Annotated in this window: 20 protein-coding genes and 7 tRNA genes; 22 read left to right on the top strand and 5 right to left on the bottom strand. The window is 57.1% G+C overall.

Translation table 11 applies throughout. The annotated features are described in order from the left end of the window. The first annotated feature begins 158 nt into the window (after nucleotides 1-158). From fur to tcuC, 5 genes are all read left to right on the top strand, one after another. Nucleotides 159-611 (top strand): ferric iron uptake transcriptional regulator, encoded by a 453-nt coding sequence (gene fur, locus AS136_RS04230; RefSeq protein ID WP_002894761.1) that lies wholly within the window; start codon nucleotides 159-161, stop codon nucleotides 609-611. A gap of 127 nt (nucleotides 612-738) precedes the next feature. Beyond that, nucleotides 739-1,665 carry a tricarballylate utilization LysR family transcriptional regulator TcuR gene (gene tcuR / locus AS136_RS04225; RefSeq protein ID WP_008805663.1) on the top strand — a complete coding sequence of 309 codons (927 nt, stop codon included), beginning with the start codon at nucleotides 739-741 and terminating at the stop codon, nucleotides 1,663-1,665. Between the two features lie 97 nt (nucleotides 1,666-1,762). Next, the gene (tcuA, locus tag AS136_RS04220) at nucleotides 1,763-3,166 is read left to right on the top strand and encodes an FAD-dependent tricarballylate dehydrogenase TcuA (protein ID WP_022065690.1); all 1,404 of its coding nucleotides are present in this window, start codon (nucleotides 1,763-1,765) and stop codon (nucleotides 3,164-3,166) included. After that, a complete protein-coding gene (tcuB, locus tag AS136_RS04215; RefSeq protein ID WP_023322236.1) occupies nucleotides 3,153-4,292 on the top strand; it encodes a tricarballylate utilization 4Fe-4S protein TcuB in 1,140 nt (379 codons plus the stop codon). Before tcuA ends, tcuB begins: the two co-directional genes overlap by 14 nt. 55 nt (nucleotides 4,293-4,347) lie before the next feature. Further along, nucleotides 4,348-5,643 (top strand): MFS transporter, encoded by a 1,296-nt coding sequence (gene tcuC, locus AS136_RS04210; RefSeq protein ID WP_008805660.1) that lies wholly within the window; start codon nucleotides 4,348-4,350, stop codon nucleotides 5,641-5,643. A gap of 51 nt (nucleotides 5,644-5,694) precedes the next feature. Here tcuC and AS136_RS04205 read toward each other — a convergent pair whose 3' ends face one another. From AS136_RS04205 to nagE, 4 genes are all read right to left on the bottom strand, one after another. After that, a complete protein-coding gene (locus tag AS136_RS04205; RefSeq protein WP_008805659.1) occupies nucleotides 5,695-6,027 on the bottom strand; it encodes a ChiQ/YbfN family lipoprotein in 333 nt (110 codons plus the stop codon). A gap of 47 nt (nucleotides 6,028-6,074) precedes the next feature. Continuing rightward, the gene (chiP, locus tag AS136_RS04200) at nucleotides 6,075-7,478 is read right to left on the bottom strand and encodes a chitoporin ChiP (RefSeq protein WP_063266672.1); all 1,404 of its coding nucleotides are present in this window, start codon (nucleotides 7,476-7,478) and stop codon (nucleotides 6,075-6,077) included. Between the two features lie 436 nt (nucleotides 7,479-7,914). Further along, nucleotides 7,915-9,582 carry a glutamine--tRNA ligase gene (gene glnS / locus AS136_RS04195; protein ID WP_012542445.1) on the bottom strand — a complete coding sequence of 556 codons (1,668 nt, stop codon included), beginning with the start codon at nucleotides 9,580-9,582 and terminating at the stop codon, nucleotides 7,915-7,917. A 178-nt stretch (nucleotides 9,583-9,760) separates the two neighbouring features. Continuing rightward, nucleotides 9,761-11,716 (bottom strand): PTS N-acetyl glucosamine transporter subunit IIABC, encoded by a 1,956-nt coding sequence (gene nagE, locus AS136_RS04190; RefSeq protein WP_004147599.1) that lies wholly within the window; start codon nucleotides 11,714-11,716, stop codon nucleotides 9,761-9,763. Between the two features lie 315 nt (nucleotides 11,717-12,031). Between nagE and nagB the strand changes: the two genes are divergently transcribed. The 12 genes from nagB to AS136_RS04130 all read left to right on the top strand — a co-directional run bounded on the left by nagB (nucleotide 12,032) and on the right by AS136_RS04130 (nucleotide 19,134). Then, entirely contained in the window at nucleotides 12,032-12,832 is an 801-nt protein-coding gene (gene nagB / locus AS136_RS04185; RefSeq protein ID WP_012542446.1) for a glucosamine-6-phosphate deaminase, read from the top strand. Between the two features lie 113 nt (nucleotides 12,833-12,945). Beyond that, a complete protein-coding gene (gene nagA, locus AS136_RS04180; RefSeq protein WP_012542447.1) occupies nucleotides 12,946-14,094 on the top strand; it encodes an N-acetylglucosamine-6-phosphate deacetylase in 1,149 nt (382 codons plus the stop codon). Nucleotides 14,095-14,102: 8 nt separating this feature from the next. Continuing rightward, entirely contained in the window at nucleotides 14,103-15,323 is a 1,221-nt protein-coding gene (nagC, locus tag AS136_RS04175) for a DNA-binding transcriptional regulator NagC (RefSeq protein ID WP_023322235.1), read from the top strand. A gap of 128 nt (nucleotides 15,324-15,451) precedes the next feature. After that, nucleotides 15,452-16,204, top strand: a complete 753-nt coding sequence (locus AS136_RS04170; RefSeq protein WP_002894738.1) for an HAD-IIA family hydrolase — start codon at nucleotides 15,452-15,454, stop codon at nucleotides 16,202-16,204. 278 nt (nucleotides 16,205-16,482) lie between these two features. Next, nucleotides 16,483-18,147: an asparagine synthase B gene (gene asnB, locus AS136_RS04165; RefSeq protein WP_008805652.1), complete on the top strand. Its 1,665-nt coding sequence runs from the start codon at nucleotides 16,483-16,485 to the stop codon at nucleotides 18,145-18,147. A 237-nt stretch (nucleotides 18,148-18,384) separates the two neighbouring features. Continuing rightward, nucleotides 18,385-18,461 (top strand) — tRNA-Met (locus tag AS136_RS04160). An 8-nt stretch (nucleotides 18,462-18,469) separates the two neighbouring features. Further along, nucleotides 18,470-18,554: transfer RNA gene (locus AS136_RS04155), tRNA-Leu, on the top strand. A gap of 23 nt (nucleotides 18,555-18,577) precedes the next feature. Then, nucleotides 18,578-18,652, top strand: a tRNA-Gln gene (locus AS136_RS04150). Between the two features lie 36 nt (nucleotides 18,653-18,688). Continuing rightward, nucleotides 18,689-18,763 (top strand) — tRNA-Gln (locus tag AS136_RS04145). Nucleotides 18,764-18,786: 23 nt separating this feature from the next. Further along, nucleotides 18,787-18,863, top strand: a tRNA-Met gene (locus tag AS136_RS04140). A 46-nt stretch (nucleotides 18,864-18,909) separates the two neighbouring features. Continuing rightward, nucleotides 18,910-18,984 (top strand) — tRNA-Gln (locus AS136_RS04135). Between the two features lie 75 nt (nucleotides 18,985-19,059). Then, nucleotides 19,060-19,134 (top strand) — tRNA-Gln (locus AS136_RS04130). Nucleotides 19,135-19,253: 119 nt separating this feature from the next. Here the strand turns inward: AS136_RS04130 and ubiF are convergent. Further along, nucleotides 19,254-20,429, bottom strand: coding sequence for a 3-demethoxyubiquinol 3-hydroxylase (gene ubiF / locus AS136_RS04125; RefSeq protein WP_023322234.1), 1,176 nt, complete (start codon nucleotides 20,427-20,429; stop codon nucleotides 19,254-19,256). Nucleotides 20,430-20,608: 179 nt separating this feature from the next. On the opposite strand from ubiF, the gene miaB reads away from it, so the two are divergent. The 5 genes from miaB to lnt all read left to right on the top strand — a co-directional run bounded on the left by miaB (nucleotide 20,609) and on the right by lnt (nucleotide 26,396). After that, the gene (gene miaB / locus AS136_RS04120) at nucleotides 20,609-22,033 is read left to right on the top strand and encodes a tRNA (N6-isopentenyl adenosine(37)-C2)-methylthiotransferase MiaB (protein WP_063266671.1); all 1,425 of its coding nucleotides are present in this window, start codon (nucleotides 20,609-20,611) and stop codon (nucleotides 22,031-22,033) included. Between the two features lie 153 nt (nucleotides 22,034-22,186). Then, nucleotides 22,187-23,233 (top strand): PhoH family protein, encoded by a 1,047-nt coding sequence (locus tag AS136_RS04115; protein WP_008805649.1) that lies wholly within the window; start codon nucleotides 22,187-22,189, stop codon nucleotides 23,231-23,233. Continuing rightward, complete coding sequence (gene ybeY, locus AS136_RS04110) at nucleotides 23,230-23,703, top strand: rRNA maturation RNase YbeY (RefSeq protein WP_002894722.1); 474 nt, start codon at nucleotides 23,230-23,232, stop codon at nucleotides 23,701-23,703. Before AS136_RS04115 ends, ybeY begins: the two co-directional genes overlap by 4 nt. Before the next feature lie 147 nt (nucleotides 23,704-23,850). After that, entirely contained in the window at nucleotides 23,851-24,729 is an 879-nt protein-coding gene (corC, locus tag AS136_RS04105; RefSeq protein WP_004197606.1) for a CNNM family magnesium/cobalt transport protein CorC, read from the top strand. 128 nt (nucleotides 24,730-24,857) lie between these two features. Continuing rightward, nucleotides 24,858-26,396, top strand: coding sequence for an apolipoprotein N-acyltransferase (gene lnt, locus AS136_RS04100; RefSeq protein ID WP_012542449.1), 1,539 nt, complete (start codon nucleotides 24,858-24,860; stop codon nucleotides 26,394-26,396). The last annotated feature ends 248 nt before the right edge of the window (nucleotides 26,397-26,644 follow it).

Raw genomic sequence — 26,644 nt, 5'->3', positions numbered from 1 at the left:
TTGTAGCTGGTGCCTCGTTTTTGACAGCAAACCAGGCCTGATGCTTGCAGTTTTCATTTACCAGTGGCAGTTCTATAATGAGACGCATTACGTCGGGTTAATTTCTGTATGACTTCCGTTGAAGGAAGTAGATCGTTTAGCAACAGGACAGATTCCGCATGACTGACAACAATACCGCATTAAAGAAGGCTGGCCTGAAAGTCACACTTCCTCGACTGAAAATCCTTGAAGTGCTGCAGGAACCGGATAACCATCATGTCAGTGCGGAAGACTTATATAAACGCCTGATCGACATGGGCGAAGAGATCGGTCTGGCGACCGTTTACCGCGTACTCAACCAGTTTGATGATGCCGGTATCGTGACTCGTCATAATTTTGAAGGCGGTAAATCCGTTTTCGAACTGACCCAGCAGCATCACCACGATCACCTGATTTGCCTCGACTGCGGCAAAGTGATCGAATTCAGCGATGACTCGATCGAATTACGCCAGCGTGAAATTGCCTCCCGCCACGGCATCCGCCTGACCAACCACAGTCTGTATCTGTACGGCCACTGTGCGGAAGGTGATTGCCGCGAGGACGAACACGCCCACGACGCGGTGGAAAAATAATTCCCCGCTTCGCTGAGACTGAAAAGCCAACCTGCCGGTTGGCTTTTTTATGGGCGCCTCTGCTGCCCTTACCGCTCTCGTCCCACAGGTGACCTTCCCGCGTCCCCGTTTTGTCCGGAGAGTTGATATGGAACTTCGCCAGCTACGCTATTTTGTGCGCATTGTTGAAACCGGCAGCATGGGGCGCGCCGCGCTTGATCTTAATATCGGCGTCTCGGCGCTCAGCCAGCAGATCGCACGCCTGGAAAACGAACTGGCCATTCGCCTGCTGCAGCGGACCTCCCGCGGGGTCACGCCCACCAGCGCGGGTCTCGCTTTCTACTCGCAGGCACAGCTGGCGCTGCGCCATGCCGATGATGCCATCCTCGCCGCCCGCGAGGCGCGCCTGTCAGGCCACGTTAGCGTCGGCATGGCCCCCAGCACCGCCTCCGTTCTCGGCGTCCCGTTCATCAATGCGATGCGCGAAAGCTATCCCGACGTGCGCCTGCATTTGGTGGAAAGCCTCTCCGGTAATCTGGAGCGGATGATCAACACCCGCCAGCTCGATTTAGCTATCGTTTTCCAGCAGGAAAAGATCCTGCGCTGGAGCGCCAGACCGGTGCTGGAAGAACGCCTGTTCCTGATTGGCACCCATGCGCTGTTGGCCCCCCTGCAGGAGGACCACATCTCCCCTGACCAGCTCACCTCCCTGCCGTTGATTATGCCAAGCCAGGGCCATGGCCTGCGCGGCAGGCTGGAGGCAGTTTGCCAGCAGCATCATCTCAGCGTTGAGGTGGTGGCGGACATTGACGGTCTGGCCCTGCTGATGCAGGCCGTGCGCAGCGGACTGGGGGCCACCCTGCAGCCCGGGGCCGCCATCTCCCACCTCGACCATCAGGCGCTGAGGGTGATCGACGTCGTCAACCCGATACTCAGTCGCCCCAACTTTCTGGTCAGTCTGTCTGATGATGAACTCACTCCGGCAGGCCTTGCGGCTCGAGTGATACTCAGCAAAGTCATGCGCCAGCTGGTGGAGTCTGACCGCTGGCCGGGTGCTACCCTTTACGCTCACTAAACCCCTCTTTAGCATTACACCATAGCGCCTCACCGCTGTTACCACCTACATTCCCATTACAAATTTAACAATTAATTAAATTGTAAGGGAGCCGATAATGGTGGATGTACTGGTGATTGGCGGCGGCAATGCCGCGCTATGCGCCGCCTTAACCGCCCGGGAGGCCGGCGCCTCGGTGCTGCTGCTGGAGGCGGCGCCGCGGGAGTGGCGCGGCGGCAACTCGCAGCACACGCGTAACCTGCGCTGTATGCACGATGCGCCGCAGGACGTGCTGGTCGACAGCTACCCGGAAGAAGAGTACTGGCAGGATCTGCTGCGCGTCACCGAGGGGAATACCAACGAAGCGCTGGCCCGAATGGTGATCCGCACCTCGTCACAATGCCGGGACTGGATGCGCCAGCACGGAGTTAACTTTCAGCCGCCGCTCTCCGGCGCCCTGCACGTAGCCCGCACCAACGCCTTTTTTATGGGCGGCGGCAAAGCGCTGGTCAATGCCTATTACCGCAGCGCGGAGCAAATGGGGGTGCAGATCCGCTACAACACGCCGGTGCAGGCTCTCGAGCTGCGCAACGGCGAATTTGTCGCCGCGCTGGCGGGCGAGGAACGGATTGTTGCAAAAAGCTGCGTCCTCGCCGCCGGCGGATTTGAATCCAACCGCGAATGGCTGCGCGAGGCCTGGGGGCAAAATGACCGCGGTGAATGGCCCGCCGATAACTTTCTCATCCGCGGCACCCGCTTCAACCAGGGGGTGCTGCTCAAGTTTATGATCGACGCCGGGGCCGATATTATCGGCGATCCCTCGCAGTCCCACTGCGTCGCCATTGACGCCCGGGCGCCGCTCTACGATGGCGGGATCTGTACCCGCGTCGACTGCGTGTCGCTGGGGGTAGTGGTCAACCGCGATGCCGACCGTTTTTACGATGAAGGAGAAGATTTCTGGCCCAAACGCTATGCCATCTGGGGCCGGCTGGTCGCCCACCAGCCCGGGCAAATCGGCTACTCGATCATCGACAGCAAAGCCATCGGCCACTTTATGCCGCCCGTCTTTCCCGGCGCTCAGGCCAACACCCTTCCCGAGCTGGCCCGCCAGCTCGGCCTGGACAGCGAACGCTTTACGCAAACCATCGCCGACTATAATGCCGCCTGCGCGCCAGGCCAGTTCGATCATACCCGCCTGGATAACTGCGCCACCGCCGGCCTGACGCCGCCAAAGACCCACTGGGCGCGGCCTATCGATACGCCGCCTTACTACGGCTATGCCTTACGTCCGGGGATCACCTTCACCTACCTCGGGCTCTACGTCGACGACACCGCCGCCGTCCACTTCGCCGGTAAACCCAGCCGCAACCTGTTTGTCGCCGGGGAAATGATGGCTGGCAACGTGCTGGGCAAAGGCTATACCGCCGGCGTCGGGATGTCGATCGGCACCACCTTCGGCCGCATTGCCGGCCAGCAAGCCGCCCGGGCGGCACAGCAGGAGAAACACCATGAAGTCGCTTGAGAAGCTGATCATTGAGGCGCAGATCATCACCGAGCCGGAGGCGGAAGTGGAAAGGGTGATGCAGGTATGTAACGCCTGCCGCTACTGCGAAGGGTTTTGCGCCGTATTCCCGGCGATGACCCAGCGCCTGGCCTTTGGCAAAGCAGATATTAACTATCTGGCTAACCTGTGTCATAACTGCGGCGCCTGCCTGCACGCCTGTCAGTACGCGCCGCCGCACGAATTCGCGATTAACGTGCCGAAGGCGATGGCCGAAGTTCGGCTGGAAACTTATCAGCATTACGCCCAGCCCGCCGCCTTTGGCAGCCTGTACCGCCGGGCTGGCGTGACCACCGTACTGGCGCTGGTCGGCGGACTGATTTTCTTTCTGCTGCTGGCGATGGGGCTCAAAGGCTCGCTGCTTCATCCGCCGCTGGCGGGCGATTTCTATCAGATATTCCCGCATAACCTGCTGGCGTGGATGTTTGGCTCGGTCTTCGTGCTGGCCTTTGGCTTGCTGATGACCGGGGTGATCCGCTTCTGGCGCGAGATCTCCCCGGGCCAGCCGCACGCGGTTGATATCGCCAAGGCCTCACAGGATGCGTTGACGCTGAAATATCTCGATGGCGGGCATGGCAAAGGCTGCAACGAAGCCGATGACGCCTTCACGCTGATGCGCCGCCGTTTCCACCACTTCACCTTCTACGGCTTTATGCTCTGCTTCGCCGCCACCGTGGTGGCCACGGGCTATCACTATTTCGCCGACCGGGAAGCTCCCTACCCGTTCTTCAGCGTCCCGGTGCTGCTGGGGACCCTTGGCGGCATCGGCCTGCTGGTGGGGCCGGCTGGCCTGCTGTGGCTAAACCTGCGCCGGTCGCCGTTGCACGGCGATGCACGACAAAAACCGATGGACCGCGGCTTTATCCTGCTACTGCTGCTGACCAGCTTCACCGGCCTGGCGCTGCTGGCGGGACGGGATACCTCATGGATGGGTATTTTGCTCGCTGTTCACCTCGGGGTGGTAATGGCCCTGTTCTTAACCCTTCCCTACGGAAAATTTGCCCACGGATTTTATCGCTGTGCGGCGCTACTCAAGTGGGCAATTGAGAAGCGGCGCGGAAAACAGGCGGCAGTCGCAGGCGACTAACCCGCTCCCTCTTACCTCTATAAAAACAAGATAAAGACAATGGAGAGCACACCCTATGACGCAACAATCCACGCGCGCCGGCACCGTCGGCGCTATCCTCCGCGTGACCAGCGGTAATTTTCTCGAACAGTTCGACTTTTTCCTGTTTGGCTTTTATGCCACCTATATCGCCCGCACCTTCTTTCCGGCGGAGAGCGAGTTCGCAGCGCTGATGCTGACCTTTGCGGTGTTTGGTTCGGGCTTCCTGATGCGCCCCATCGGCGCGGTGGTCCTCGGCGCCTATATCGACAGAATCGGGCGCCGCAAAGGGCTGATGGTCACCCTGGCGATCATGGGCTGCGGGACGCTTCTGATAGCCCTGGTCCCTGGCTATCAGACCATCGGCGTGCTGGCGCCGATCCTCGTGTTAGTGGGCCGCTTGCTGCAGGGGTTTTCCGCGGGCGTCGAGCTTGGCGGGGTGTCGGTTTATCTGTCGGAAATCGCCACGCCGGGCAATAAAGGCTTCTATACCAGCTGGCAATCCGCCAGCCAGCAGGTGGCTATCGTCATGGCGGCGCTGATTGGCTACGCGCTAAACGCCACGCTGGAGCATGAGGAGATCGCCGACTGGGGCTGGCGCATTCCCTTCTTCATTGGCTGTCTGATTATTCCGCTGATTTTCGTGCTGCGCCGCTCGCTGCAGGAGACTGAGGAGTTCCTGCAGCGTAAACATCGCCCGGATACTAAAGAGATCCTGACCACTATCGCCAGGAACTGGCGCATTATTACCGCCGGGACGTTGCTGGTGGCGATGACCACCACCACCTTTTATTTTATCACCGTCTATACGCCGACCTACGGCAGAGCGGTGCTGCACCTCAGCGCTCGCGACAGCCTGCTGGTGACCATGCTGGTGGGCATCTCTAACTTTATCTGGTTACCGATTGGCGGGGCGATCTCTGACCGGATCGGTCGTCGCCCGGTGCTGATGGGCATTACCGTGCTGGCGCTGCTCACCACCTGGCCGGTGATGCACTGGCTCACCGCCGCGCCCGATTTCACCCGTATGACGCTGGTCCTGCTGTGGTTCTCGTTCTTTTTTGGCATGTATAACGGCGCGATGGTGGCGGCGCTCACCGAAGTGATGCCGGTGTACGTCCGCACTGTGGGATTCTCTCTGGCCTTTAGTCTCGCTACTGCCATTTTCGGCGGCCTGACGCCGGCTATCTCTACCGCCCTGGTCGAGCTCACCGGCGATAAAAGCGCGCCGGGCTGGTGGCTAATGTGCGCCGCGCTGTGCGGGTTCATTGCCACCGCGCTGCTGTTCGTGCGGCTGAGCCGAGGCTATCAGCCGGCGGAGAGTCAGCGCTAAAAAAACAAACGGGCGGAGGTATGCTCCGCCCGTTTGCCGCTAACGTCTGATTTAATGGGTCGTATTATTGCTGCGGATCTCCTTCCAGATCTGGTCGCAGCGCGCTTTCACCGCCTGATCGTTGCCGGTGCGGGTGGCCTGAATACACTGTTGGTAATCCAGGACGCGAACGCTCTCCTGATTGGCAAATTGCTGGTGCTGTTTATCCTCTTTCAGTACATTCAGTACGCTCTGACAGGCTTCAATCTTGTCCGGATTCCCCTCCGCCGTATTAATACAGGCGCTATAGGCATCTTTCAGTTTGGTGTCTTCTTTCGGTGCCGGCGACGTGGCGCAGGCCACCAGACCCGAGGCCATCATGGCAATAAGCAGCATTTTTTTCATTGTCGTTCTCCCAGAGGTGCGGCAGGCTCACGCCCGCCGCGCAGGCATCAGAAAATAGTGAACGGGGCGATAACCATGAACTTCACGTCGCGCTCATCCTGGAAGATGTTGCCGTAGCCGCCGCTCCAGCTCGGAATATCGGAATGTTTGTCGTACTGGGTAAAGTGCAGTTTGAACAGGGTGCCCTTCGCCCGACCTTCCTGCACGGTATACAACGCATCCAGGCTGTAAGCCGATTCTTTCAGGCGATAGTCAGGGTCATAGTACGCATCCGGAGAGGACATTCTTCCCGGCTTCGCATCCCAGGCGTAGACATAAGACGCGCCAAACGCCCAGCCAGGCATATCCCAGTTTTTCATGTCATACATCGCGCCGAAGAAGACCGCTTTTTCGCCGTTGGCGTTAAAGTCGGAGCGGTTATCCCACCAGATATCGAGCCGACCGTTGGAAGAGGCATAGGTCGGCGTCATACGCTGCAGGAAGTAGCCCTGCTGGCCATCGGCCTTCACCCAGGTGCCTTCCAGACGCAGGTCCAGCACATCCGCCACTTTATAGCCGAAGGTTAACGCCTGCAGCCATGCGGTGCCGTCATAGATGTCATTGACCCCGCCGTTGCTGACCTTATCGCGGGTGCCGTAGAACTGGTAGCTGGTGCTCAGCGGCGCGCCGGCGACGTCAAACTTGTAGCTGGCTTTAGCAAAGTACTGATCGATATAGCCCTGAGCCTGACCAAATGCCGCCTCCAGCACCAGGTCGTTTTTGAAATCATATTTGGCGCCGACGGAGTGGAGATAATCAACTTTGGTTTTCTTGTCGTTCTGATAGAAATCGTCCATCTCGATATGCCATGGCGCTTTATACTCGTTCGTCCACATATAGGAAAAACTTAACGCGCCCGCCGTGCCATAGTCGAAGTTAGCCCCGGCCTCCGCCCCCTGATAGGTACCTGGCATAAAGCTCCAGTGCGGGGCCAGCAGAGTCTGGCCGGTTGGCTGGATATAGCCCGCACGTGCCCACGCCGGACCGTATTTGAATTTCGCGGCGGCTTTATACAGGCTGATACCGCTCTTATCGCCGGAGTAGTCTTCGTCATAGGCTTTGTTGCGCGATGAGAAGGCAATTTCGTTCGGGTGGCCGCTATCGCCGTTCTCGGCCATTTCAATCGCGGTAAATGCAGCAATATCAAGGCCAAACATATCGGCAGCATAGCCGGACTGGAAGTCCAGGTTAGCGTTCCAGGTGGAGTGGGAAAGGTTGGTTTTATATTTGTCGCCGTCGGTGACATCTTTACGGTCACGCTCACGCTGCCAGTAATAGATACCGCCGGTTAAGGTTGAATCATCGATAAAGCCTGCTGCGCTGGCCTGCGGAACCACAACCCAGCCCGACATCGCGGTGACGGCGGCAATAGCCAGCGCCAGCGTACTACGTTTGCCACTAAACGTACGCATGTGCATATCCTCTTTGACGTTTTAAAAGGCGAAGACCAACGGTCATTCGCTAAAAAAATAAATAAAACTGCAAAATGTGGGGCGGTGAAAAAGGCCGCGAAACCACTGTAGATAGACTATTTTTCGTGACGCGAATTATCAATGTTTTTCGTGAGGCAAAGCTTAAGATTATGACAAAGCGCACATAATTTATGTCTTTTTGTTACAGTCTTATCCCTGATAATTTTGTCATGGAAGTCATTGCAAAATCAGGGAAAAATAGAAGAACCGAAAGCGATTACATTGGTTTTTTGTATATAACAGGAAACATCAGAAGCGCTATTTATTACCGCGCAGTAACAGGATTAATTCGCATCGCGAAAATGAAAAGTTTAATTGGCTGATTCTGAAACAAAAAAAAGCGCCGCAAGGTGCGACGCTTTTACGGGAGGGAAATTTATTCGCCGACTTTCGCCCAGGTATCACGCAGCCCGACAGTGCGGTTGAACACCAGACTGGAGGCGTTTGCATAGCGACTGTCGAGGCAGAAGTAACCTTCACGCTCAAACTGGTAAGCTTTGCCTGCTTCGGCCTGCGCCAGGCTCGGCTCCGCATATCCCTGCTTAATCACCAGCGAATCCGGGTTGATTACCGCGAGGAAATCTTCCTCCGCCCCCGGGTTTGGTACGCTGAACAGGCGATCGTAGAGACGGATCTCCACCGGCAGCGCATGCGCCGCACTCACCCAGTGGATCACGCCTTTGACCTTGCGACCGTCGGCCGGATCTTTACTCAGGGTATCGGCATCGTAGGTGCAGAAAATAGTGGTGATATTGCCTTCGGCATCTTTCTCCACGCGTTCTGCTTTGATCACGTAGGCATTGCGCAGACGCACTTCTTTACCCAGCACCAGACGCTTGTACTGTTTGTTGGCTTCTTCACGGAAGTCAGCGCGATCGATCCAGATTTCGGCGCTGAACGGCACTTCACGACTGCCCATTTCCGGCTTGTTCGGATGGTTCGGCATCGCCACCATTTCGCTTTCGCCCTGCGGATAGTTCTCGATAACCAGTTTCACCGGATCGATCACCGCCATCGCGCGCGGGGCGTTTTCGTTCAGATCTTCACGAATGCAGGACTCCAGCGATGCCATCTCGATGGTGTTGTCCTGCTTGGTCACGCCGATGCGCTTGCAGAACTCGCGGATGGATTCAGCGGTGTAGCCACGGCGACGCAGACCAGAGATGGTCGGCATACGCGGGTCATCCCAGCCTTCCACGTGCTTCTCGGTCACCAGCTGGTTCAGCTTACGCTTGGACATCACGGTGTATTCGAGATTCAGGCGCGAGAATTCATACTGACGCGGGTGAACCGGAATGCTGATGTTGTCGAGCACCCAGTCGTACAGGCGGCGGTTGTCCTGGAACTCCAGGGTACACAGCGAGTGGGTGATGCCTTCCAGCGCATCGCTGATGCAGTGGGTGAAGTCATACATCGGGTAGATGCACCACTTGTTGCCGGTCTGATGATGCTCAGCGAACTTAATGCGGTACAGCACCGGATCGCGCATCACGATGAACGGCGATGCCATATCGATCTTCGCGCGCAGGCAGGCTTTACCCTCTTCGAAGCCGCCGCTGCGCATTTTTTCAAACAGCGCCAGGTTTTCTTCCACGCTGCGGTCGCGATACGGGCTGTTTTTACCCGGCGCTTTCAGGGTGCCGCGGTATTCGCGAATTTCATCAGGAGAGAGTTCATCAACATAGGCCAGACCTTTGTTGATCAGCTCAACCGCATACTGATGCAGCTGATCAAAGTAATCAGACGAGTAGCAAACGTCCCCGGACCAGTGGAAACCTAACCACTGCACGTCGTTTTTAATCGACTCCACGTATTCGATATCTTCTTTCACCGGGTTGGTGTCATCGAAACGCAGGTTGCATTGACCCTGATAATCCTGCGCGATGCCGAAGTTCAGGCAGATGGATTTCGCATGGCCAATGTGCAGATAACCGTTCGGCTCCGGCGGGAAGCGAGTGTGAACGGTGGTATGTTTACCGGTAGCCAGATCTTCATCAATGATCTGACGGATAAAGTTAGTCGGGCGGGCTTCTGCCTCACTCATCACGGGTTCCTCAAAGCGTAAACAACGTATAACGGCACATGATCTTACAAGCAGGACGTAGTGACAACTATTAGTTACGTAAAATAGGTATCAGAAGAGGATTATGGGGCCGATTGCTGGAAAAAAAAGCGGCGAAGGTTTCCCTTCGCCGCTGAGGCATAAACTCGACTCAGGAGCCTTACTTGCCTTTAATCTCATACAGCGGCGTCTGGCCGGCAACGACCTTACCGCTCGCCAGTATCACCAGCGCGCTGTAGTCATCGCTGTTGCTGCAGACGACCGGACTGATCATTGAGCGCGCGTTGGCGTTGAGGAAGTCCAGATCCATTTCCAGGATCGGCTCACCGGCCTTCACGTCCGTGCCCTCTTCAACCAAACGTTTGAAGCCCTTGCCTTCCAGCGCCACGGTGTCGATACCCATGTGGACGACGATTTCCGCGCCGTTGTTGGTTTCGAGGCAGAACGCGTGGTTAGTGTTGAAAATTTTCACCACAGTACCCGCCGCTGGCGCGACAACGATGTTGCTGGTCGGTTTCACCGCGATACCGTCGCCGACGGCTTTGCTGGCGAAGGCTTCGTCCGGCACCTGTTCGAGCGCCACCACGTCACCGGTAATCGGCGAAACCAGCGACTCAACGGTCTTCGCATTCGCTACCGCCTGCGGTTTAGCCGCTGGCGCTGCGGTGGCGACATTGCCAGCCGGTGCGGCTGCTGCTGCCGCTACCGGGCCGCGGGTAACCACTTTTTTCATCTCATCGCCGATAGATTCTGCTTTCGCACCGACGATAACCTGGATGGTTTGCTTATTCAGTTTCACCACCCCGGACGCGCCGAGACGTTTACAGGCCGCGTCGTTCACTTTCGCCGAATCGCCCACAGTCAGACGCAGACGGGTGATACAGGCGTCAATGGCTTTCAGGTTGTCCGTTCCGCCCACCGCGGCGATATAGCTGGTCGCCAGCTGGGTCAGGCCCTCTTCAGTATTGCTGTTGGCTTCTTCCGTTACCACGTCAGCGGCTTTGTCTTCACGACCCGGCGTTTTCAGGTTGAACATGCGGATCACCGCGCTGAACAGCAGGAAGTAGACGAAGAAGAACACCACGCCCATCACCAGCAGCATCCAGACGTTTTTGCTGGCCGCTGGCAGGCTGTACATCAGCACATAGTCAATTGCACCTGCGGAGAAGGAGAAGCCCGCATGGATACCCAGCGCCGTTGCGATGAACAGGCTGATACCGGTCAGCACCGCATGCAGGAGGTACAGCAGCGGAGCCAGGAACATGAACAGGAATTCCAGCGGCTCGGTTACCCCGGTCAGGAACGCGGTGATGGCTACGGACAGCAGCATACCGCCGACCATCGGACGACGCGCTTTCGGCGCCGCCAGATACATCGCCAGCGCCGCACCCGGCAGACCAAACATCATGATCGGGAAGAAGCCGGACATGAACATCCCCGCGGTGCCGTCGCCGGCGTAGAAGCGGTTGATGTCGCCGTGGAACACAGCGCCAGCGGCGTTAGTGAACTCACCAATCTGGAACCAGGCGATGGTGTTCAGCACCTGATGCAGACCGGTTGGGATCAGCAGACGGTTGATGAAACCAAAGATACCGGAACCGAGCGCCCCTGCGGAGACGATCCATTCGCCACCAGAGTGGATAGCGTGTTGCACCGGCGGCCAGACGTAGCCGAAGATCGCGGCGAGGATCAGACAGAAGAAGCCGGTGGCGATCGGCACGAAGCGTTTGCCGCCGAAGAAACTCAGGAAGTCCGGCAGCTTGATGCCGGCCCAGCGGTTGTACACCGCCCCTGCCACCAGACCGGTAATGATACCGGCCAGCACGCCCATGTTAATTTCCGGGTTGATGGTGACCATCGCTTTGGTCATCACGAAATACCCTACTGCGCCGGCCAGCGCCGCAGAACCCGCGTTATCCTTGGACCAGCTTGATGCCACACCAATTGCGAAGATCAGCGCCAGATTATCGAAGATCGCCCCACCCGCTTGCGCGATGAAGGGTACATTCAACAGGTCTGGTTGCCCGAAACGCAGCAGCAATGCCGCGACCGGCAGCACTGCGATAGGGAGCTGCAACGCCCTACCCAGTCGCTGAAAGAAACCTAAAATATTCATCTTATTCCCCCTATGAGACCCCGATGAGGCTCATTTTCAAAGCCACTTTTTTATTGTGTAACAAGGTCGGTTTTATCACTTACCGGCAAAGTGTGTGAAAAATTAATTCGTATCGCAAATTAAACGGGTATTTTTTGTGATAATTATCACCAAATATCGTATTCCCCCCTCCCTTTCACTGGCTAACATCGAAAACTTATTTTATCATTCAAAAAATCAACACGGATTGACCCCGGTCGGCGCAGTTGCTGCAATACTCTCCTCAGAGTGCTGGCGCCAATCCGCCAGAATCTACTTTAACTATAGAGGTGAAGAATGAGACTGATCCCCCTGGTAACCGCTGAGCAGGTCGGTAAATGGGCTGCCCGCCACATCGTTAACCGTATTAATGCATTCAAACCGACCGCGGACCGCCCGTTCGTGCTGGGTCTGCCTACCGGTGGCACTCCGCTGACCGCCTACAAAGCGCTGGTTGAAATGCATAAAGCAGGCCAGGTTAGCTTCAAACACGTCGTCACCTTTAATATGGATGAATATGTCGGCCTGCCAAAAGAGCATCCGGAAAGCTATCATAGCTTCATGCACCGTAATTTCTTTGACCACGTTGATATTCCGGCAGAAAATATCAACCTGCTGAATGGTAACGCGCCGGACATCGATGCGGAATGCCGTCGCTATGAAGAAAAAATTCGTTCCTACGGTAAAATCCACCTGTTCATGGGCGGTGTAGGCAACGATGGTCACATCGCGTTCAACGAACCGGCCTCTTCTCTGGCGTCCCGCACCCGTATTAAGACCCTGACCCATGACACCCGTGTGGCGAACTCCCGCTTCTTCGATGGTGATGTGGATCTGGTGCCGAAATACGCGTTGACCGTGGGCGTAGGCACCCTGCTGGATGCAGAAGAAGTGATGATTCTGGTGCTGGGTCATCAGAAAGCGCTGGCGCTGCAGGCGGCGGTAGAAGGTAACGTCAACCATATGTGGACCATTACCTGCCTGCAGCTGCATCCGAAGGCGGTGATTGTCTGCGACGAGCCGTCCACCATGGAGCTGAAAGTGAAAACCCTGAAATATTTCAACGAATTAGAAGCTGAAAATATTAAAGGTCTGTAATGTAGTCGTGTCCCGCCACTTGCGCGGGACCCTCTTTTTCTTTGTATGCATCATCATGCCGGCGGCAAATGAACGATCGCTGACCTGATGGGGCGTATATACCGGGGGTCGTAATGTATGCATTAACCCAGGGCCGGGTTTATACCGGTCATGAAATTCTCGATGACCATGCGGTTGTTATCGCCGATGGCCTAATCGAACGTCTCTGTCCGCTGGCGGATTTGCCGTCTGACATGGAGCAGCGCTCGGTCAACGGCGCAATAATTGCCCCCGGTTTTATCGACGTTCAGCTCAATGGCTGCGGCGGCGTGCAGTTTAACGACAGCCCAGAGGCGGTCACCGTTGAAACGCTGGAGATCATGCAGAAGGCGAACGAACGTTCAGGCTGCACCAGCTTCCTGCCGACGCTGATTACCTCCAGTGACGATCTGATGAAGCAAGGTATCCGCGTCATGCGCGAATACCTGCAAAAACACCCGAATCAGGCGCTGGGTCTGCATCTTGAAGGGCCGTGGCTGAATATCGTCAAGAAAGGCACCCACAACCCGGACTACGTGCGTAAACCGGACGCCGCGCTGGTCGATTTCCTCTGCGATAACGCCGATGTGATCACCAAGGTGACCCTCGCCCCTGAGCGCGTTGAGCCGGAAGTGATCCGCAAGCTGGTTGCCGCCGGGATCGTCGTCTCCGCCGGCCACTCCAACGCCACGCTGAAAGAGGCGAAAGTCGGCTTCCGCGCCGGCATTACCTTCGCCACTCACCTGTATAACGCGATGCCGTATATTACCGGACGCGAACCGGGTCTGGCCGGGGCGATTTTTGACGAGCCGGATGTCTACTGCGGTATTATTGTCGACGGGATGCATGTCGATTATGCCAACGTACGTAACGCCAAGCGCCTGAAAGGCGACAAACTGTGCCTGGTCACCGACGCCACCGCGCCGGCGGGGGCGAATATTGACCAGTTCATTTTTGCCGGGAAAACAATATACTACCGCAATGGACTGTGCGTAGATGAAAACGGCACGCTCAGCGGCTCCTCCCTGACCATGATTGAAGGGGTGCGTAATCTGGTGGAGCATTGCGGCGTGGCACTGGACGAAGTATTGCGGATGGCGACGCTCTATCCCGCGCGCGCTATCGGTGTGGACAAGCAGCTCGGCAGCATTGCGCCGGGCATGGTCGCTAACCTGACCGCCTTTACACGCGATTATAAAATCACCAAGACCATCGTTAATGGTAACGAGGTCGTCACTGAGTAAGTAAAAGTATGACAGCAGGCGGACAAGCTCAAATTGGTAACGTTGACCTCGTAAAACAACTGAACAGCGCGGCCGTGTACCGCCTGATTGACCAGCATGGGCCTATCTCGCGCATTCAGATAGCCGAACAAAGCCAGCTTGCCCCTGCCAGCGTGACCAAAATCACGCGTCAGCTTATTGAGCGCGGCCTGATCAAAGAAGTCGATCAGCAGGCCTCCACCGGAGGCCGCCGCGCTATCTCTATCATCGCTGAAACCCGCAACTTCAACGCCATCGGCGTGCGGCTTGGCCGCTATGACGCCACTCTGACCCTGTATGATTTAAGCAGCAAGACCCTGGAAGAGGAACATTTTCCCCTGCCCGAGCGCACCCAGGAAACGCTGGAACACGCCCTGCTGAATATCATCGCCACCTTTATCGAAAACTGTCAGCGCAAAATTCGCGAGCTGATCGCCATCTCGGTGATCCTGCCAGGCCTCGTCGACCCGGAAAGCGGCGTGATCCGCTATATGCCGCATATTGCGGTGGAAAACTGGGGCCTCGTCGGGGCGCTGGAAAAACGCTTCAACGTCACCTGCTATGTCGGGCACGACATCCGCAGCCTGGCGCTGGCCGAGCACTATTTCGGTGCAAGTCATGACTGCGAAGACTCCATTCTGGTGCGTGTACACCGCGGTACCGGCGCGGGCATCATCTCCAACGGGCGCATTTTTATTGGCCGGAACGGCAACGTCGGCGAAATTGGCCACATTCAGGTCGACCCGCTGGGCGAGCGCTGCCACTGCGGTAACTTCGGTTGTCTGGAAACCGTCGCGGCCAATGCCGCCATCGAACAGCGGGTTCGCCACCTGCTTGAGCAGGGCTACCAGAGCCGCCTGACGCCGGATGACTGCACGATCAAAACTATCTGCAAAGCGGCCAACAAGGGCGATGCCCTGGCCTGCGAGGTGATTGAGTACGTGGGGCGTCACCTCGGGAAAACGATCGCCATCGCGATTAACCTGTTCAACCCACAAAAAATCGTTGTCGCCGGCGAAATAGTGGAAGCTGAAAAGGTCCTTCTTCCGGCCATCGAAGGCTGCATTAACGCCCAGGCGCTGAAAGCGTTTCGCAAGAACCTGCCGGTGGTGCGTTCTACCCTCGACCATCGCTCAGCGATTGGCGCCTTCGCGCTGGTCAAACGCGCTATGCTCAATGGCACGCTGCTGCAGCGTTTGCTTGAGAGCTAATCGCCTCTTTATTGATAGCGCGAAACGATCCGCATCACCCTGTCGCTGGTGGGTATGGTCCACCAGCGATGTGAAACCTCATCGATGACGAGTATAGTTTCGTCTTTGTTAATGATTCTGGACCCACCATGACCATTCAAAACATAATTTGTGATATTGACGGCGTACTGATGCACGATAACGTCGCCGTTCCCGGCGCTGCCGAGTTTATCAAACGCATCCTCGATAAAGGCATGCCGCTGGTAATGCTGACCAACTACCCGTCGCAAACCGGCCAGGATCTGGCGAACCGTTTCGCCACCGCTGGAATTGATGTTCCGGATAGCGCCTTTTACACCTCAGCGATGGCCACCGCCGATTTTCTGCGTCGCCAGGAAGGCAAAAAAGCCTACGTGGTGGGAGAAGGGGCGCTGATCCACGAGCTGTACAAAGCCGGCTTTACCATTACCGATGTGAACCCGGATTTTGTCATCGTCGGGGAAACTCGCTCCTTTAACTGGGAAATGATGCATAAGGCCGCCTTCTTCGTCGCCAACGGCGCCCGCTTCATTGCCACTAACCCGGATACGCACGGTCGCGGCTTCTACCCTGCCTGCGGCGCGCTGTGCGCCGGGATCGAGAAGATCTCCGGCCGTAAGCCGTTTTACGTCGGCAAACCCAGCCCGTGGATCATCCGTTCAGCACTGAATAAAATGCAAGCTCACTCCGAGCAGACGGTGATCGTCGGCGATAACCTGCGCACTGACATTCTGGCCGGTTTCCAGGCGGGGCTGGAGACGATTCTGGTGCTCTCCGGCGTCTCCACCCTCGATGACATCGACAGCATGCCGTTCCGCCCGTCGTGGATTTACCCTTCCGTCGCGGAAATCGATATTTTCTGATGCCAACCACGTCGCAGGACGTGGTTTTTCATTTATAGCGCCTGCCAAAAGTCATCCATCTAATAAAAACGGCCTATAAATGCGTATTCCTCAATAAATTCGCTCAAAAGATACTCTTTTTTTACTGTTCAATAATCACAGTTGCGTTTTTTCTTTTTCAGGCCGCAAAACCCTTGCGCCAGCGCCCCCTTTACGGCATTTTCTTAAGCACGCACTCAGGCTTCGCCACGAGACGAAGCCAGCACAACATCAAACACGACAGGGTAATGGAGAAGGCTATGTGTTCTATTTTTGGCGTACTGGATATTAAAACTGACGCAGGCGAGCTGCGTAAAAAGGCGCTGGAGCTTTCCCGCCTGATGCGCCACCGCGGTCCGGACTGGTCTGGCGTATATGCCAGCGACAAAGCGATTCTGGCGCACGAGCGCCTGTCGATTGTCGACGTCAACGCCGGGGCCCAGCCGCTGTACAACGCCGAAAAAACCCATGCGCTGGCCGTTAACGGCGAGATCTACAACCATCAGGCGCTGCGCGCGGAGTATGGCGATCGCTATCAGTTCCAGACCGGCTCTGACTGCGAAGTGATCCTCGCGCTGTATCAGGAAAAAGGCCCTGAGTTCCTCGACGACCTGCAGGGGATGTTCGCCTTCGCCCTGTACGACAGCGAGAAAGACGCGTACTTAATTGGTCGCGACCATATCGGTATTATTCCGCTGTATATGGGCCATGACGAACACGGCAACTTCTATGTCGCCTCCGAAATGAAAGCGCTGGTGCCGGTATGCCGCACCATTAAAGAGTTCCCGGCGGGCAGCTACCTGTGGAGCAAAGACGGCGAAATTCGCCAGTACTATCAGCGTGACTGGTTCGATTACGACGCGGTGAAAGACAACGTTACCGATAAGAACGAGCTGCGCCAGGCGCTGGAAGAGTCGGTGAAAAGCCACCTGATGTCCGACGTGCCTTACGGCGTGCTGCTCTCCGGCGGTCTTGATTCATCGGTCATCTCGGCTATCACCAAGAAATTCGCCGCCCGTCGCGTCGAAGATCAGGAGCGTAGCGAAGCCTGGTGGCCGCAGTTGCACTCTTTCGCGGTCGGTCTGGAAGGCTCTCCTGACCTGAAAGCGGCGCAGGAAGTGGCCAACCACCTCGGCACCGTACACCACGAAATTCACTTTACGGTCCAGGAAGGGCTGGATGCGATCCGCGACGTTATCTATCACATCGAAACGTATGACGTGACCACCATTCGCGCCTCGACGCCGATGTACCTGATGTCGCGTAAAATTAAAGCCATGGGCATCAAAATGGTGCTTTCCGGCGAAGGTTCGGACGAAGTGTTCGGCGGCTACCTCTATTTCCATAAGGCGCCGAACGCCAAAGAACTGCACGAAGAGACGGTGCGCAAGCTGCAGGCGCTGCATATGTTTGACTGCGCCCGCGCCAACAAAGCGATGTCCGCCTGGGGCGTGGAAGCCCGCGTGCCGTTCCTCGACAAGAAGTTCCTCGACGTGGCGATGCGCATCAACCCGCAGGATAAGATGTGCGGCAACGGCAAAATGGAAAAACACGTGCTGCGTGAATGCTTTGAATCCTACCTGCCGGCCAGCGTTGCCTGGCGGCAGAAAGAGCAGTTCTCTGACGGCGTCGGCTACAGCTGGATCGATACGCTGAAAGAAGTGGCCGCGAAGCAGATCAGCGATCAGCAGCTGGAAACGGCGAGCTTCCGTTTCCCGTACAACACGCCGACCTCCAAAGAAGGCTATCTGTACCGCGAGATCTTCGAAGAGCTGTTCCCGCTGCCGAGCGCGGCGGAGTGTGTCCCTGGCGGTCCGTCGGTGGCCTGCTCTTCAGCGAAAGCCATTGAGTGGGATGAAGCGTTCAAGACCATGAACGATCCATCAGGCCGTGCGGTGGGCGTCCACCAGTCTGCCTACAAATAAGCCCTGACGGGCGGTGAAACGCGAAACGGACCCTCCGGGGTCCGTTTTCTTTTTGCAGGATTTATGCCGCTGAAAAACGATAAATAACCAATAATTGCCGAATATTGCAGCGAGCTGTTCGCAACCTAACCAAACAGTCACATTACAACGATTTTCCTTGAAAAAGAGGTTGACGCTCGCAGGCCCAATACGCATAATGCGCCCCGCAACGCCGATAAGGTTACGCGAAAAAAAGATGGCTACGTAGCTCAGCTGGTTAGAGCACATCACTCATAATGATGGGGTCACAGGTTCGAATCCCGTCGTAGCCACCATCTTTTTTGCGGGAGTGGCGAAATTGGTAGACGCACCAGATTTAGGTTCTGGCGCCGCAAGGTGTGCGAGTTCAAGTCTCGCCTCCCGCACCATTCACCAGTTAGCGTTGTACGGATGGGGTATCGCCAAGCGGTAAGGCACCGGTTTTTGATACCGGCATTCCCTGGTTCGAATCCAGGTACCCCAGCCATATTTCTTCGATATTTGCGGTTCACCGCGACGGTATTGGGGTATCGCCAAGCGGTAAGGCACCGGTTTTTGATACCGGCATTCCCTGGTTCGAATCCAGGTACCCCAGCCATCGAAGAAACAGTAAGACAATTTGGCTACGTAGCTCAGCTGGTTAGAGCACATCACTCATAATGATGGGGTCACAGGTTCGAATCCCGTCGTAGCCACCATATTCAGGACGTATCGATACGCATCGATAATTCCGAAACAATTTGTTGGGGTATCGCCAAGCGGTAAGGCACCGGATTCTGATTCCGGCATTCCGAGGTTCGAATCCTCGTACCCCAGCCAAATTAAAAAGTCGTTCAGCAGTGAACGCACTGTTGCCCTCAACCGGGGTAGTTACGGTAAAGCGCAACAGACAATTGGGGTATCGCCAAGCGGTAAGGCACCGGATTCTGATTCCGGCATTCCGAGGTTCGAATCCTCGTACCCCAGCCACTTAAATGCAAAAAAGCTCACTTCGGTGAGCTTTTTTGCTATTGGCGTCCTGACACGCTTACGCAGTACTGACTGCCGGGCAGGCGCTCTCCACTACGCCCCTGCCCGGGAAGCCGGTTTTACAAGCCTAAGGCATACTTCAGCGCCTGACGCTTCAACACCCCGGCGCGTTCAGCCGCCATCAGGCCAATATTACGCAGCATCCGCACCGGCGCCAGGTCATTGCTGAAACCGGCATAAAACAGATCCATCCCCGACTGCATGATAAAATTATCCGCTCGCCGCCGCGCCTGGTAGCGCTTCAGCACCGGCAGGCTGGCCCAGTCTTCGCCGCGACCGCGCGCTTCCGCCAGGATCTCCAGCAGGGCATCCACATCGCGGTAGCCAAGGTTAACCCCCTGCCCCGCCAGCGGATGAATGGTATGCGCCGCATCGCCCACCAGCGCCAGGCCGGGCTGGACATACTGCAGCGCATGACGCCGGGTGAGCGGAAAAGCGCCGGCCGCCTGCGGCGTCACACGACCCAGCCGCGCCGGAAAGTGACTGGCGATCTCCTGCTGGAGTTGCGCCATGGTCATGCCCTGCAGCTGACGGATCCGCGCCGGAGTGTCGTACCAGACCAGCGAGGCCCAGTGGTCGAACAGCGGCAGGAAGGCGCGCGGCCCGCTGGGGGTAAACTGCTGCCAGGTGCTGTCGCCGGGATCGTCGACGCATTCGACGCTGATCAGCATACAGGACTGCTGATATTGCCAGGCGTGTACGCCGATGCCGGCCATCTCCCGCACCTGGGAATTGGCGCCGTCGGCGCCGATCACCAGCCGGGCGTGGATCGCCTCTCCCTCGCGTAAATACAGCGCGGTATGCGCCTCGCCGCGCTGCATCGCCTCCAGTTCGCTACCAACGCGCAGGGTGACCCCTTCATGCGCCGCCAGCGCTTGCCAGAGGCCCCATTGCAGGACCTTGTTCTCGACCATGTAGCCCAGCTCCGGCAGTTTGAGCTCAGCGGCGTCAAAGGCGACGTGCGCGCTCTCCCACTCCCAGGTCTCCAGACGACGATAAGCGTGGACGCGCATCGCCCGTACGGCATCCCAGACGCCGAGGCTCTTCAGCAGGCCGACCGAAGCTGCGCTGATAGCCGAGATCCGCACATCCGGGGCGGATGCCGGATCGAAAGCCGGAGGCGCCGTTTTCTCAAGCACCGTCACGGTAAATCCCTGTTGCGCCAGCCCCAACGCCAGGGCGCCGCCGACCATGCCGCCGCCCACGATGGCGACATCTGTTGCGTGAATTGTCATGGCTATTATCCTTAAAGCAGAATCCGTTAAGTTTACCGGATTTTTTGTTCCCTTGCGGTGATAACGCTCGCACTGGTCAGGGGGCGACCAAAGCATTACAATACGCGCCCTGGAAAGCGAAATTCACCCTGTATATATCCCCGCGTTTTGGATATCTATTACTGAGCATGAGCAAGTCAATGACAAAAAAACTCCATATTAAAACCTGGGGCTGTCAGATGAACGAGTATGATTCATCAAAGATGGCCGATCTGCTGGATGCGACACATGGGTATCAACTGACCGAAGTGGCGGAAGAAGCAGATGTGCTGTTGCTCAATACCTGCTCAATTCGTGAGAAGGCCCAGGAAAAAGTTTTCCATCAGCTCGGACGCTGGAAGCTGCTGAAAGAGAAAAACCCGGACCTGATTATTGGCGTTGGCGGCTGCGTGGCCTCCCAGGAAGGCGACCATATTCGTCAGCGCGCACACTATGTCGATATTATTTTCGGGCCGCAAACCCTGCACCGCCTGCCGGAGATGATTAACGCCGTGCGCGGCAACCGCAGCCCGGTGGTGGATATCAGCTTCCCGGAAATTGAAAAGTTCGATCGCCTGCCAGAGCCGCGCGCCGACGGCCCGACCGCCTTTGTTTCGATTATGGAAGGCTGCAACAAATACTGTACCTACTGCGTGGTGCCGTACACCCGCGGAGAAGAGGTCAGCCGTCCGTGCGACGATATCCTGTTTGAAATCGCCCAGCTGGCGGCGCAGGGCGTGCGTGAGGTCAATCTGCTGGGCCAGAACGTTAACGCCTGGCGCGGTGAGAATTACGACGGCACCACCGGCAGCTTTGCCGATCTGCTGCGTCTGGTCGCCGCCATCGACGGCATCGATCGTATTCGCTTCACCACCAGCCACCCGATCGAATTTACCGACGATATCATCGAGGTCTATCGCGATACGCCGGAACTGGTGAGCTTCCTGCACCTGCCGGTGCAGAGCGGTTCTGACCGGGTTCTGAATCTGATGGGACGCACCCATACCGCGCTGGAGTACAAAGCGATTATTCGCAAGCTGCGTGAGGCGCGCCCGGATATTCAGATAAGCTCTGACTTTATTGTCGGCTTCCCCGGCGAAACCACAGACGATTTCGAAAAGACGATGAAGCTTATCGCCGACGTCAATTTCGATATGAGCTACAGCTTTATCTTCTCCGCTCGTTCGGGCACCCCGGCGGCCGATATGGTCGATGACGTGCCGGAGGAGGATAAAAAGCAGCGTCTGTATATTCTGCAGGAGCGAATCAACCAGCAGGCGATGGCCTGGAGTCGTCGCATGCTCGGCACGGTACAGCGCATTCTGGTGGAAGGCACGTCGCGTAAGAGCCTGATGGAGCTTTCCGGGCGCACCGAGAACAACCGCGTGGTCAACTTCGAAGGTACGCCGGATATGGTCGGTAAATTCGTCGATGTTGAAATCGTCGATGTTTACACCAACTCGCTGCGCGGCAAAATCGTGCGTACCGAGGCGGAGATGGGTCTGCGTATCGCTGAATCACCTGAATCAGTGATTGCCCGCACCCGTAAAGAGAACGATCTTGGCGTGGGTATCTATCAGCCGTGATCCCTTCAGGCCTGTCGGTTCCGGCAGGCCTTGTAATTCCTCTCTCCGTCCCTATATCTACAGCAATGCTTGCGCCATTTTCCTGTGACGTAAATAATTTCCTGATTAGCCGGCCACGCGCCGCGTCCGGCCACCTGCGTAAAGAGGAACAGTTTGAACATAGACACTCGTGAAATTACCCTGGAGCCAGCGGATAACGCACGCCTGTTAGCCTTGTGCGGCCCGTTTGACGACAACATCAAACAGCTGGAGCGTCGGTTAGGCATTGAGATCAACCGCCGTGACAATCACTTTAAACTGACCGGACGCGCTATTTGCGTACACGCCGCCGCCGATATTCTGCGCAGCCTGTATGTCGATACGGCGCCGATGCGCGGTCAGATTCAGGATATTGAGCCGGAGCAGATCCATCTGGCGATCAAAGAGGCGCGCGTGCTGGAGCAGAGCGCCGAGAGCGTGCCGGAGTACGGGAAAGCCGTCAATATCAAGACCAAGCGCGGGGTGATCAAACCGCGTACGCCGAACCAGGCGCAGTACATCGCCAATATCCTCGATCATGACATCACTTTCGGCGTGGGTCCGGCGGGGACGGGTAAAACCTATCTGGCGGTGGCGGCGGCGGTCGATGCGCTGGAGCGTCAGGAGATCCGCCGTATTCTGCTGACCCGTCCGGCCGTCGAGGCTGGCGAAAAGCTCGGCTTCCTGCCCGGCGATCTGAGCCAGAAAGTCGACCCATATCTGCGCCCGCTGTATGACGCGCTGTTTGAGATGCTCGGCTTTGAGAAAGTGGAGAAGCTGATTGAGCGTAACGTCATCGAAGTGGCCCCGCTGGCCTATATGCGCGGACGAACGCTGAATGACGCCTTTATCATTCTTGATGAAAGCCAGAACACCACCATCGAACAGATGAAGATGTTCCTGACCCGCATCGGCTTTAACTCAAAGGCGGTGATCACCGGCGACATCACGCAGATTGACCTGCCGCGCAGCACCAAATCCGGTCTGCGCCACGCCATCGAAGTGCTGGCCGAAGTCGATGAGATCAGCTTTAACTTCTTCCATAGCGAAGACGTGGTGCGCCATCCGGTGGTTGCCCGTATCGTTAACGCCTATGAGGCGTGGGAAGCCGCAGACCAGAAACGTAAAGCAGAACTGGCCGCCGAGCGCAAACGCGAAGCCCAGGAACAGGAGCAAAAATGAGTCAGGTGATCCTCGATTTACAGCTGGCCTGCGAAGAGACCAGCGGCCTGCCGGACGAAGCCCTTTTTCAGCGCTGGGTCGATGCCGTCATTCCGCCATTTCAGGAGGAGTCAGAGTTAACGATTCGTCTGGTCGATGTTGCAGAAAGCCACGAGCTGAACCTGACCTACCGCGGCAAGGATAAGCCGACCAACGTCCTCTCCTTCCCGTTTGAAGCGCCGCCGGGGATTGAAATGCCGCTGCTCGGCGATCTGATCATCTGCCGTCAGGTGGTGGAGCAGGAAGCCAGCGAGCAAGGTAAACCGCTGGAGGCGCACTGGGCGCATATGGTGGTGCACGGCAGCCTGCATCTGCTGGGCTACGATCATATCGAAGACGACGAAGCGGAAGAGATGGAAGGCCTTGAAACAGAGATAATGCTTGCTCTGGGCTATGAGGACCCGTACATTTCCGAGAAGATTGCTGAATAGCCCCCTGCCGGATGGCGGCGCTTGCGCCGCATCCGGCCGCTGTTCCTGCATTTTGCCAGCCTGAACGTCAGGCAACCCATGCCGTCCGGCGCTGAGTTTACGCGCGACGAGCGACAGTTAAATCAACATGAGAACCCAAACGACGCCATGAGCGACGACAATTCACACAGTAGTGACACAGTAAACAGCAAAAAGGGATTTTTCTCCCTGTTACTCAGCCAGCTTTTTCACGGGGAACCGAAAAACCGTGATGAACTGCTGGCGCTGATCCGTGATTCCGGGCAGAACGATCTTATCGATGAAGATACGCGTGACATGCTCGAAGGGGTAATGGATATCGCCGACCAGCGGGTCCGCGACATTATGATCCCCCGTTCACAAATGATAACCCTGAAACGTAACCAGACGCTGGACGAGTGCCTGGATGTCATTATCGAATCCGCCCACTCGCGTTTCCCGGTCATCAGTGAAGATAAAGATCACATCGAAGGGATTCTGATGGCCAAGGATCTGCTGCCGTTTATGCGCAGCGACGCCGAAGCCTTCAGCATGGAAAAAGTGTTACGGCCGGCGGTTGTCGTCCCGGAAAGCAAGCGGGTCGACCGCATGCTGAAAGAGTTTCGCTCACAGCGCTACCATATGGCGATCGTTATTGACGAATTCGGCGGCGTCTCCGGCCTGGTGACCATCGAGGATATCCTTGAGCTCATCGTCGGGGAAATTGAAGACGAATACGACGAAGAAGAAGATATCGATTTCCGCCAGCTGAGCCGCCACACCTGGACGGTGCGCGCTCTGGCCTCCATCGAAGACTTCAACGACGCCTTCGACACGCACTTCAGCGATGAAGAAGTGGATACCATTGGCGGGCTGGTGATGCAGGCCTTCGGCCATCTGCCGGCCCGCGGCGAATCTATCGACATTGATGGTTACCAATTCAAGGTGGCAATGGCAGATAGCCGTCGTATCATTCAGGTGCATGTAAAGCTGCCCGATGACGCTCCCCAGCCGAAGCTGGAAGAGTAAGCCGCGGCGCTGAAGGTCACGGCCAGCCGGGAGACAGACCGTGGGCGATCCCCGGCTGTCCCCTCCCCCTGCTGGCAAACAGCATAGCCTGTGGCAACAGGCGTTAATTTACGGGACGATTAGCCTAAATGGTATTTGCCTCTCTTCTTGAACGCCAGCGCGTACGTCTGCTGCTGGCGCTGCTATTCGGAGCCAGCGGAACGCTGGCTTTTTCACCTTATGACTTCTGGCCGGCAGCTATCGTTTCGCTGATCGGTCTGCAGGCGTTGACCCTCAACCGACGCCCGCTGCAAAGCGCCGGGATCGGCTATTTCTGGGGATTCGGGCTGTTTGGCACCGGTATCAACTGGGTCTATGTCAGCATCGCGCAATTCGGCGGTATGCCAGGTCCGGTTAACGTCTTCCTCGTCGTTCTGCTGGCGGCCTATCTCTCGCTCTATACCGGCCTGTTTGCCGGCCTGCTCTCCCGGCTGTGGCCCAAAACCAGCTGGCTGCGGGTGGCTATCGCCGCCCCCGTCGTCTGGCAAATCACCGAGTTCCTGCGCGGCTGGGTGCTGACCGGCTTCCCGTGGCTGCAGTTCGGCTACAGCCAGATCGACGGCCCGCTGAAAGGTCTCGCGCCGGTGATGGGCGTCGAGGCGATCAACTTCCTGCTGATGATGGTTAGCGGCCTGCTGGCCCTGGCCCTCGTCCAGCGCAACTGGAAGCCGCTGGCTATTGCCGCGCTGCTGTTCGCCCTGCCGTTCCCGCTGCGCTATATCCAGTGGTATCAGCTGCTGCCGGAGCGCGCGACCCAGGTCTCGCTGGTGCAAGGCGATATCCCACAGGCCATGAAGTGGGACGAGAAGCAGCTGGTCAACACCCTGAAAACCTACCTGGCGCTGACCCAGCCGCATATCGGCCACTCGCAGCTGATTATCTGGCCCGAGTCGGCGATCCCGGATCTGGAGATCAACCAGCAGCAGTTCCTCAGCATGATGGACGATCTGCTGCGCGCAAAAGACAGTTCGCTGATCACCGGCATTGTCGATGCGCGTCTCAATAAGCAGAACCGCTACGATACCTACAACACCATCATTACCCTCGGTAAAGATAACCCGTACCGCTACGACTCGACCAACCGTTACAACAAGAACCATCTGGTGCCGTTCGGTGAGTTTGTGCCGCTGGAATCGATTCTGCGTCCGCTGGCGCCGTTCTTTGACCTGCCAATGTCCTCCTTCAGCCGCGGCCCCTACGTGCAGCCGCAGTTGATGGCGCATAACCTGAAGCTGACCGCCGCCATCTGCTACGAGATCATCCTCGGGGAACAGGTACGCGATAACTTCCGGCCGGACACCGACTTCCTGCTGACCATCTCCAACGACGCCTGGTTCGGTAAGTCCATCGGTCCGTGGCAACACTTCCAGATGGCGCGGATGCGCGCCCTGGAGCTGGCCCGCCCACTCCTGCGCAGCACCAACAACGGCATTACTGCGGTGATCGGCCCGCGCGGCGAGATCCAGAAGATGATCCCGCAGTTTACCCGCGAGGTGTTGACCACCACCGTGACGCCCACCAGCGGCTTAACCCCTTACGCCCGCACCGGCAACTGGCCGCTATGGGCGCTGACGGCGCTGTTTGGCTTCGCTGCGCTACTGATGAGCCTGCGTCAGCGTCGCCGATAAGTTTCTCCGCCGGCGACGCCCGTCGCCGGCATTTTTCTCCCCGCGCCAGCCATCCTGGCACAGTCATTGCTTTATTCTCCCTGGTAGCGCCATCGTCCGACCCAGTGCAACCGGGTTGCACCATAAACGTTCGGCGGTCGCGCTATTTTGGTGCAATGGAAGATCTTTGCCTCCCATTGGTGCGGAGCACTTCGCAAAAATAAACAATAAAACAGCAAAATCTTTACATTAAGCCAAACTAAATGCTA

Source organism: Klebsiella sp. D5A (genome assembly GCF_001620885.1).
GTDB lineage: Bacteria > Pseudomonadota > Gammaproteobacteria > Enterobacterales > Enterobacteriaceae > Klebsiella > Klebsiella variicola.
The sequence above is the reverse complement of the archived record's forward strand: the minus strand, read 5'-3'. Positions and strand labels throughout refer to the sequence as shown.

Coding starts and splice junctions, on each gene's coding strand:
- miaB (WP_063266671.1), top strand. CDS start 20,609: ATGACAAAAAAACTCCATATTAAAACCTGGGGCTGTCAGATGAACGAG.
- asnB (WP_008805652.1), top strand. CDS start 16,483: ATGTGTTCTATTTTTGGCGTACTGGATATTAAAACTGACGCAGGCGAG.
- glnS (WP_012542445.1), bottom strand. CDS start 9,582: ATGAGTGAGGCAGAAGCCCGCCCGACTAACTTTATCCGTCAGATCATT.
- nagB (WP_012542446.1), top strand. CDS start 12,032: ATGAGACTGATCCCCCTGGTAACCGCTGAGCAGGTCGGTAAATGGGCT.
- nagE (WP_004147599.1), bottom strand. CDS start 11,716: ATGAATATTTTAGGTTTCTTTCAGCGACTGGGTAGGGCGTTGCAGCTC.
- lnt (WP_012542449.1), top strand. CDS start 24,858: ATGGTATTTGCCTCTCTTCTTGAACGCCAGCGCGTACGTCTGCTGCTG.
- AS136_RS04170 (WP_002894738.1), top strand. CDS start 15,452: ATGACCATTCAAAACATAATTTGTGATATTGACGGCGTACTGATGCAC.
- nagC (WP_023322235.1), top strand. CDS start 14,103: ATGACAGCAGGCGGACAAGCTCAAATTGGTAACGTTGACCTCGTAAAA.
- corC (WP_004197606.1), top strand. CDS start 23,851: ATGAGCGACGACAATTCACACAGTAGTGACACAGTAAACAGCAAAAAG.
- nagA (WP_012542447.1), top strand. CDS start 12,946: ATGTATGCATTAACCCAGGGCCGGGTTTATACCGGTCATGAAATTCTC.
- tcuA (WP_022065690.1), top strand. CDS start 1,763: ATGGTGGATGTACTGGTGATTGGCGGCGGCAATGCCGCGCTATGCGCC.
- ybeY (WP_002894722.1), top strand. CDS start 23,230: ATGAGTCAGGTGATCCTCGATTTACAGCTGGCCTGCGAAGAGACCAGC.
- tcuR (WP_008805663.1), top strand. CDS start 739: ATGGAACTTCGCCAGCTACGCTATTTTGTGCGCATTGTTGAAACCGGC.
- tcuC (WP_008805660.1), top strand. CDS start 4,348: ATGACGCAACAATCCACGCGCGCCGGCACCGTCGGCGCTATCCTCCGC.
- AS136_RS04205 (WP_008805659.1), bottom strand. CDS start 6,027: ATGAAAAAAATGCTGCTTATTGCCATGATGGCCTCGGGTCTGGTGGCC.
- tcuB (WP_023322236.1), top strand. CDS start 3,153: ATGAAGTCGCTTGAGAAGCTGATCATTGAGGCGCAGATCATCACCGAG.
- ubiF (WP_023322234.1), bottom strand. CDS start 20,429: ATGACAATTCACGCAACAGATGTCGCCATCGTGGGCGGCGGCATGGTC.
- fur (WP_002894761.1), top strand. CDS start 159: ATGACTGACAACAATACCGCATTAAAGAAGGCTGGCCTGAAAGTCACA.
- chiP (WP_063266672.1), bottom strand. CDS start 7,478: ATGCGTACGTTTAGTGGCAAACGTAGTACGCTGGCGCTGGCTATTGCC.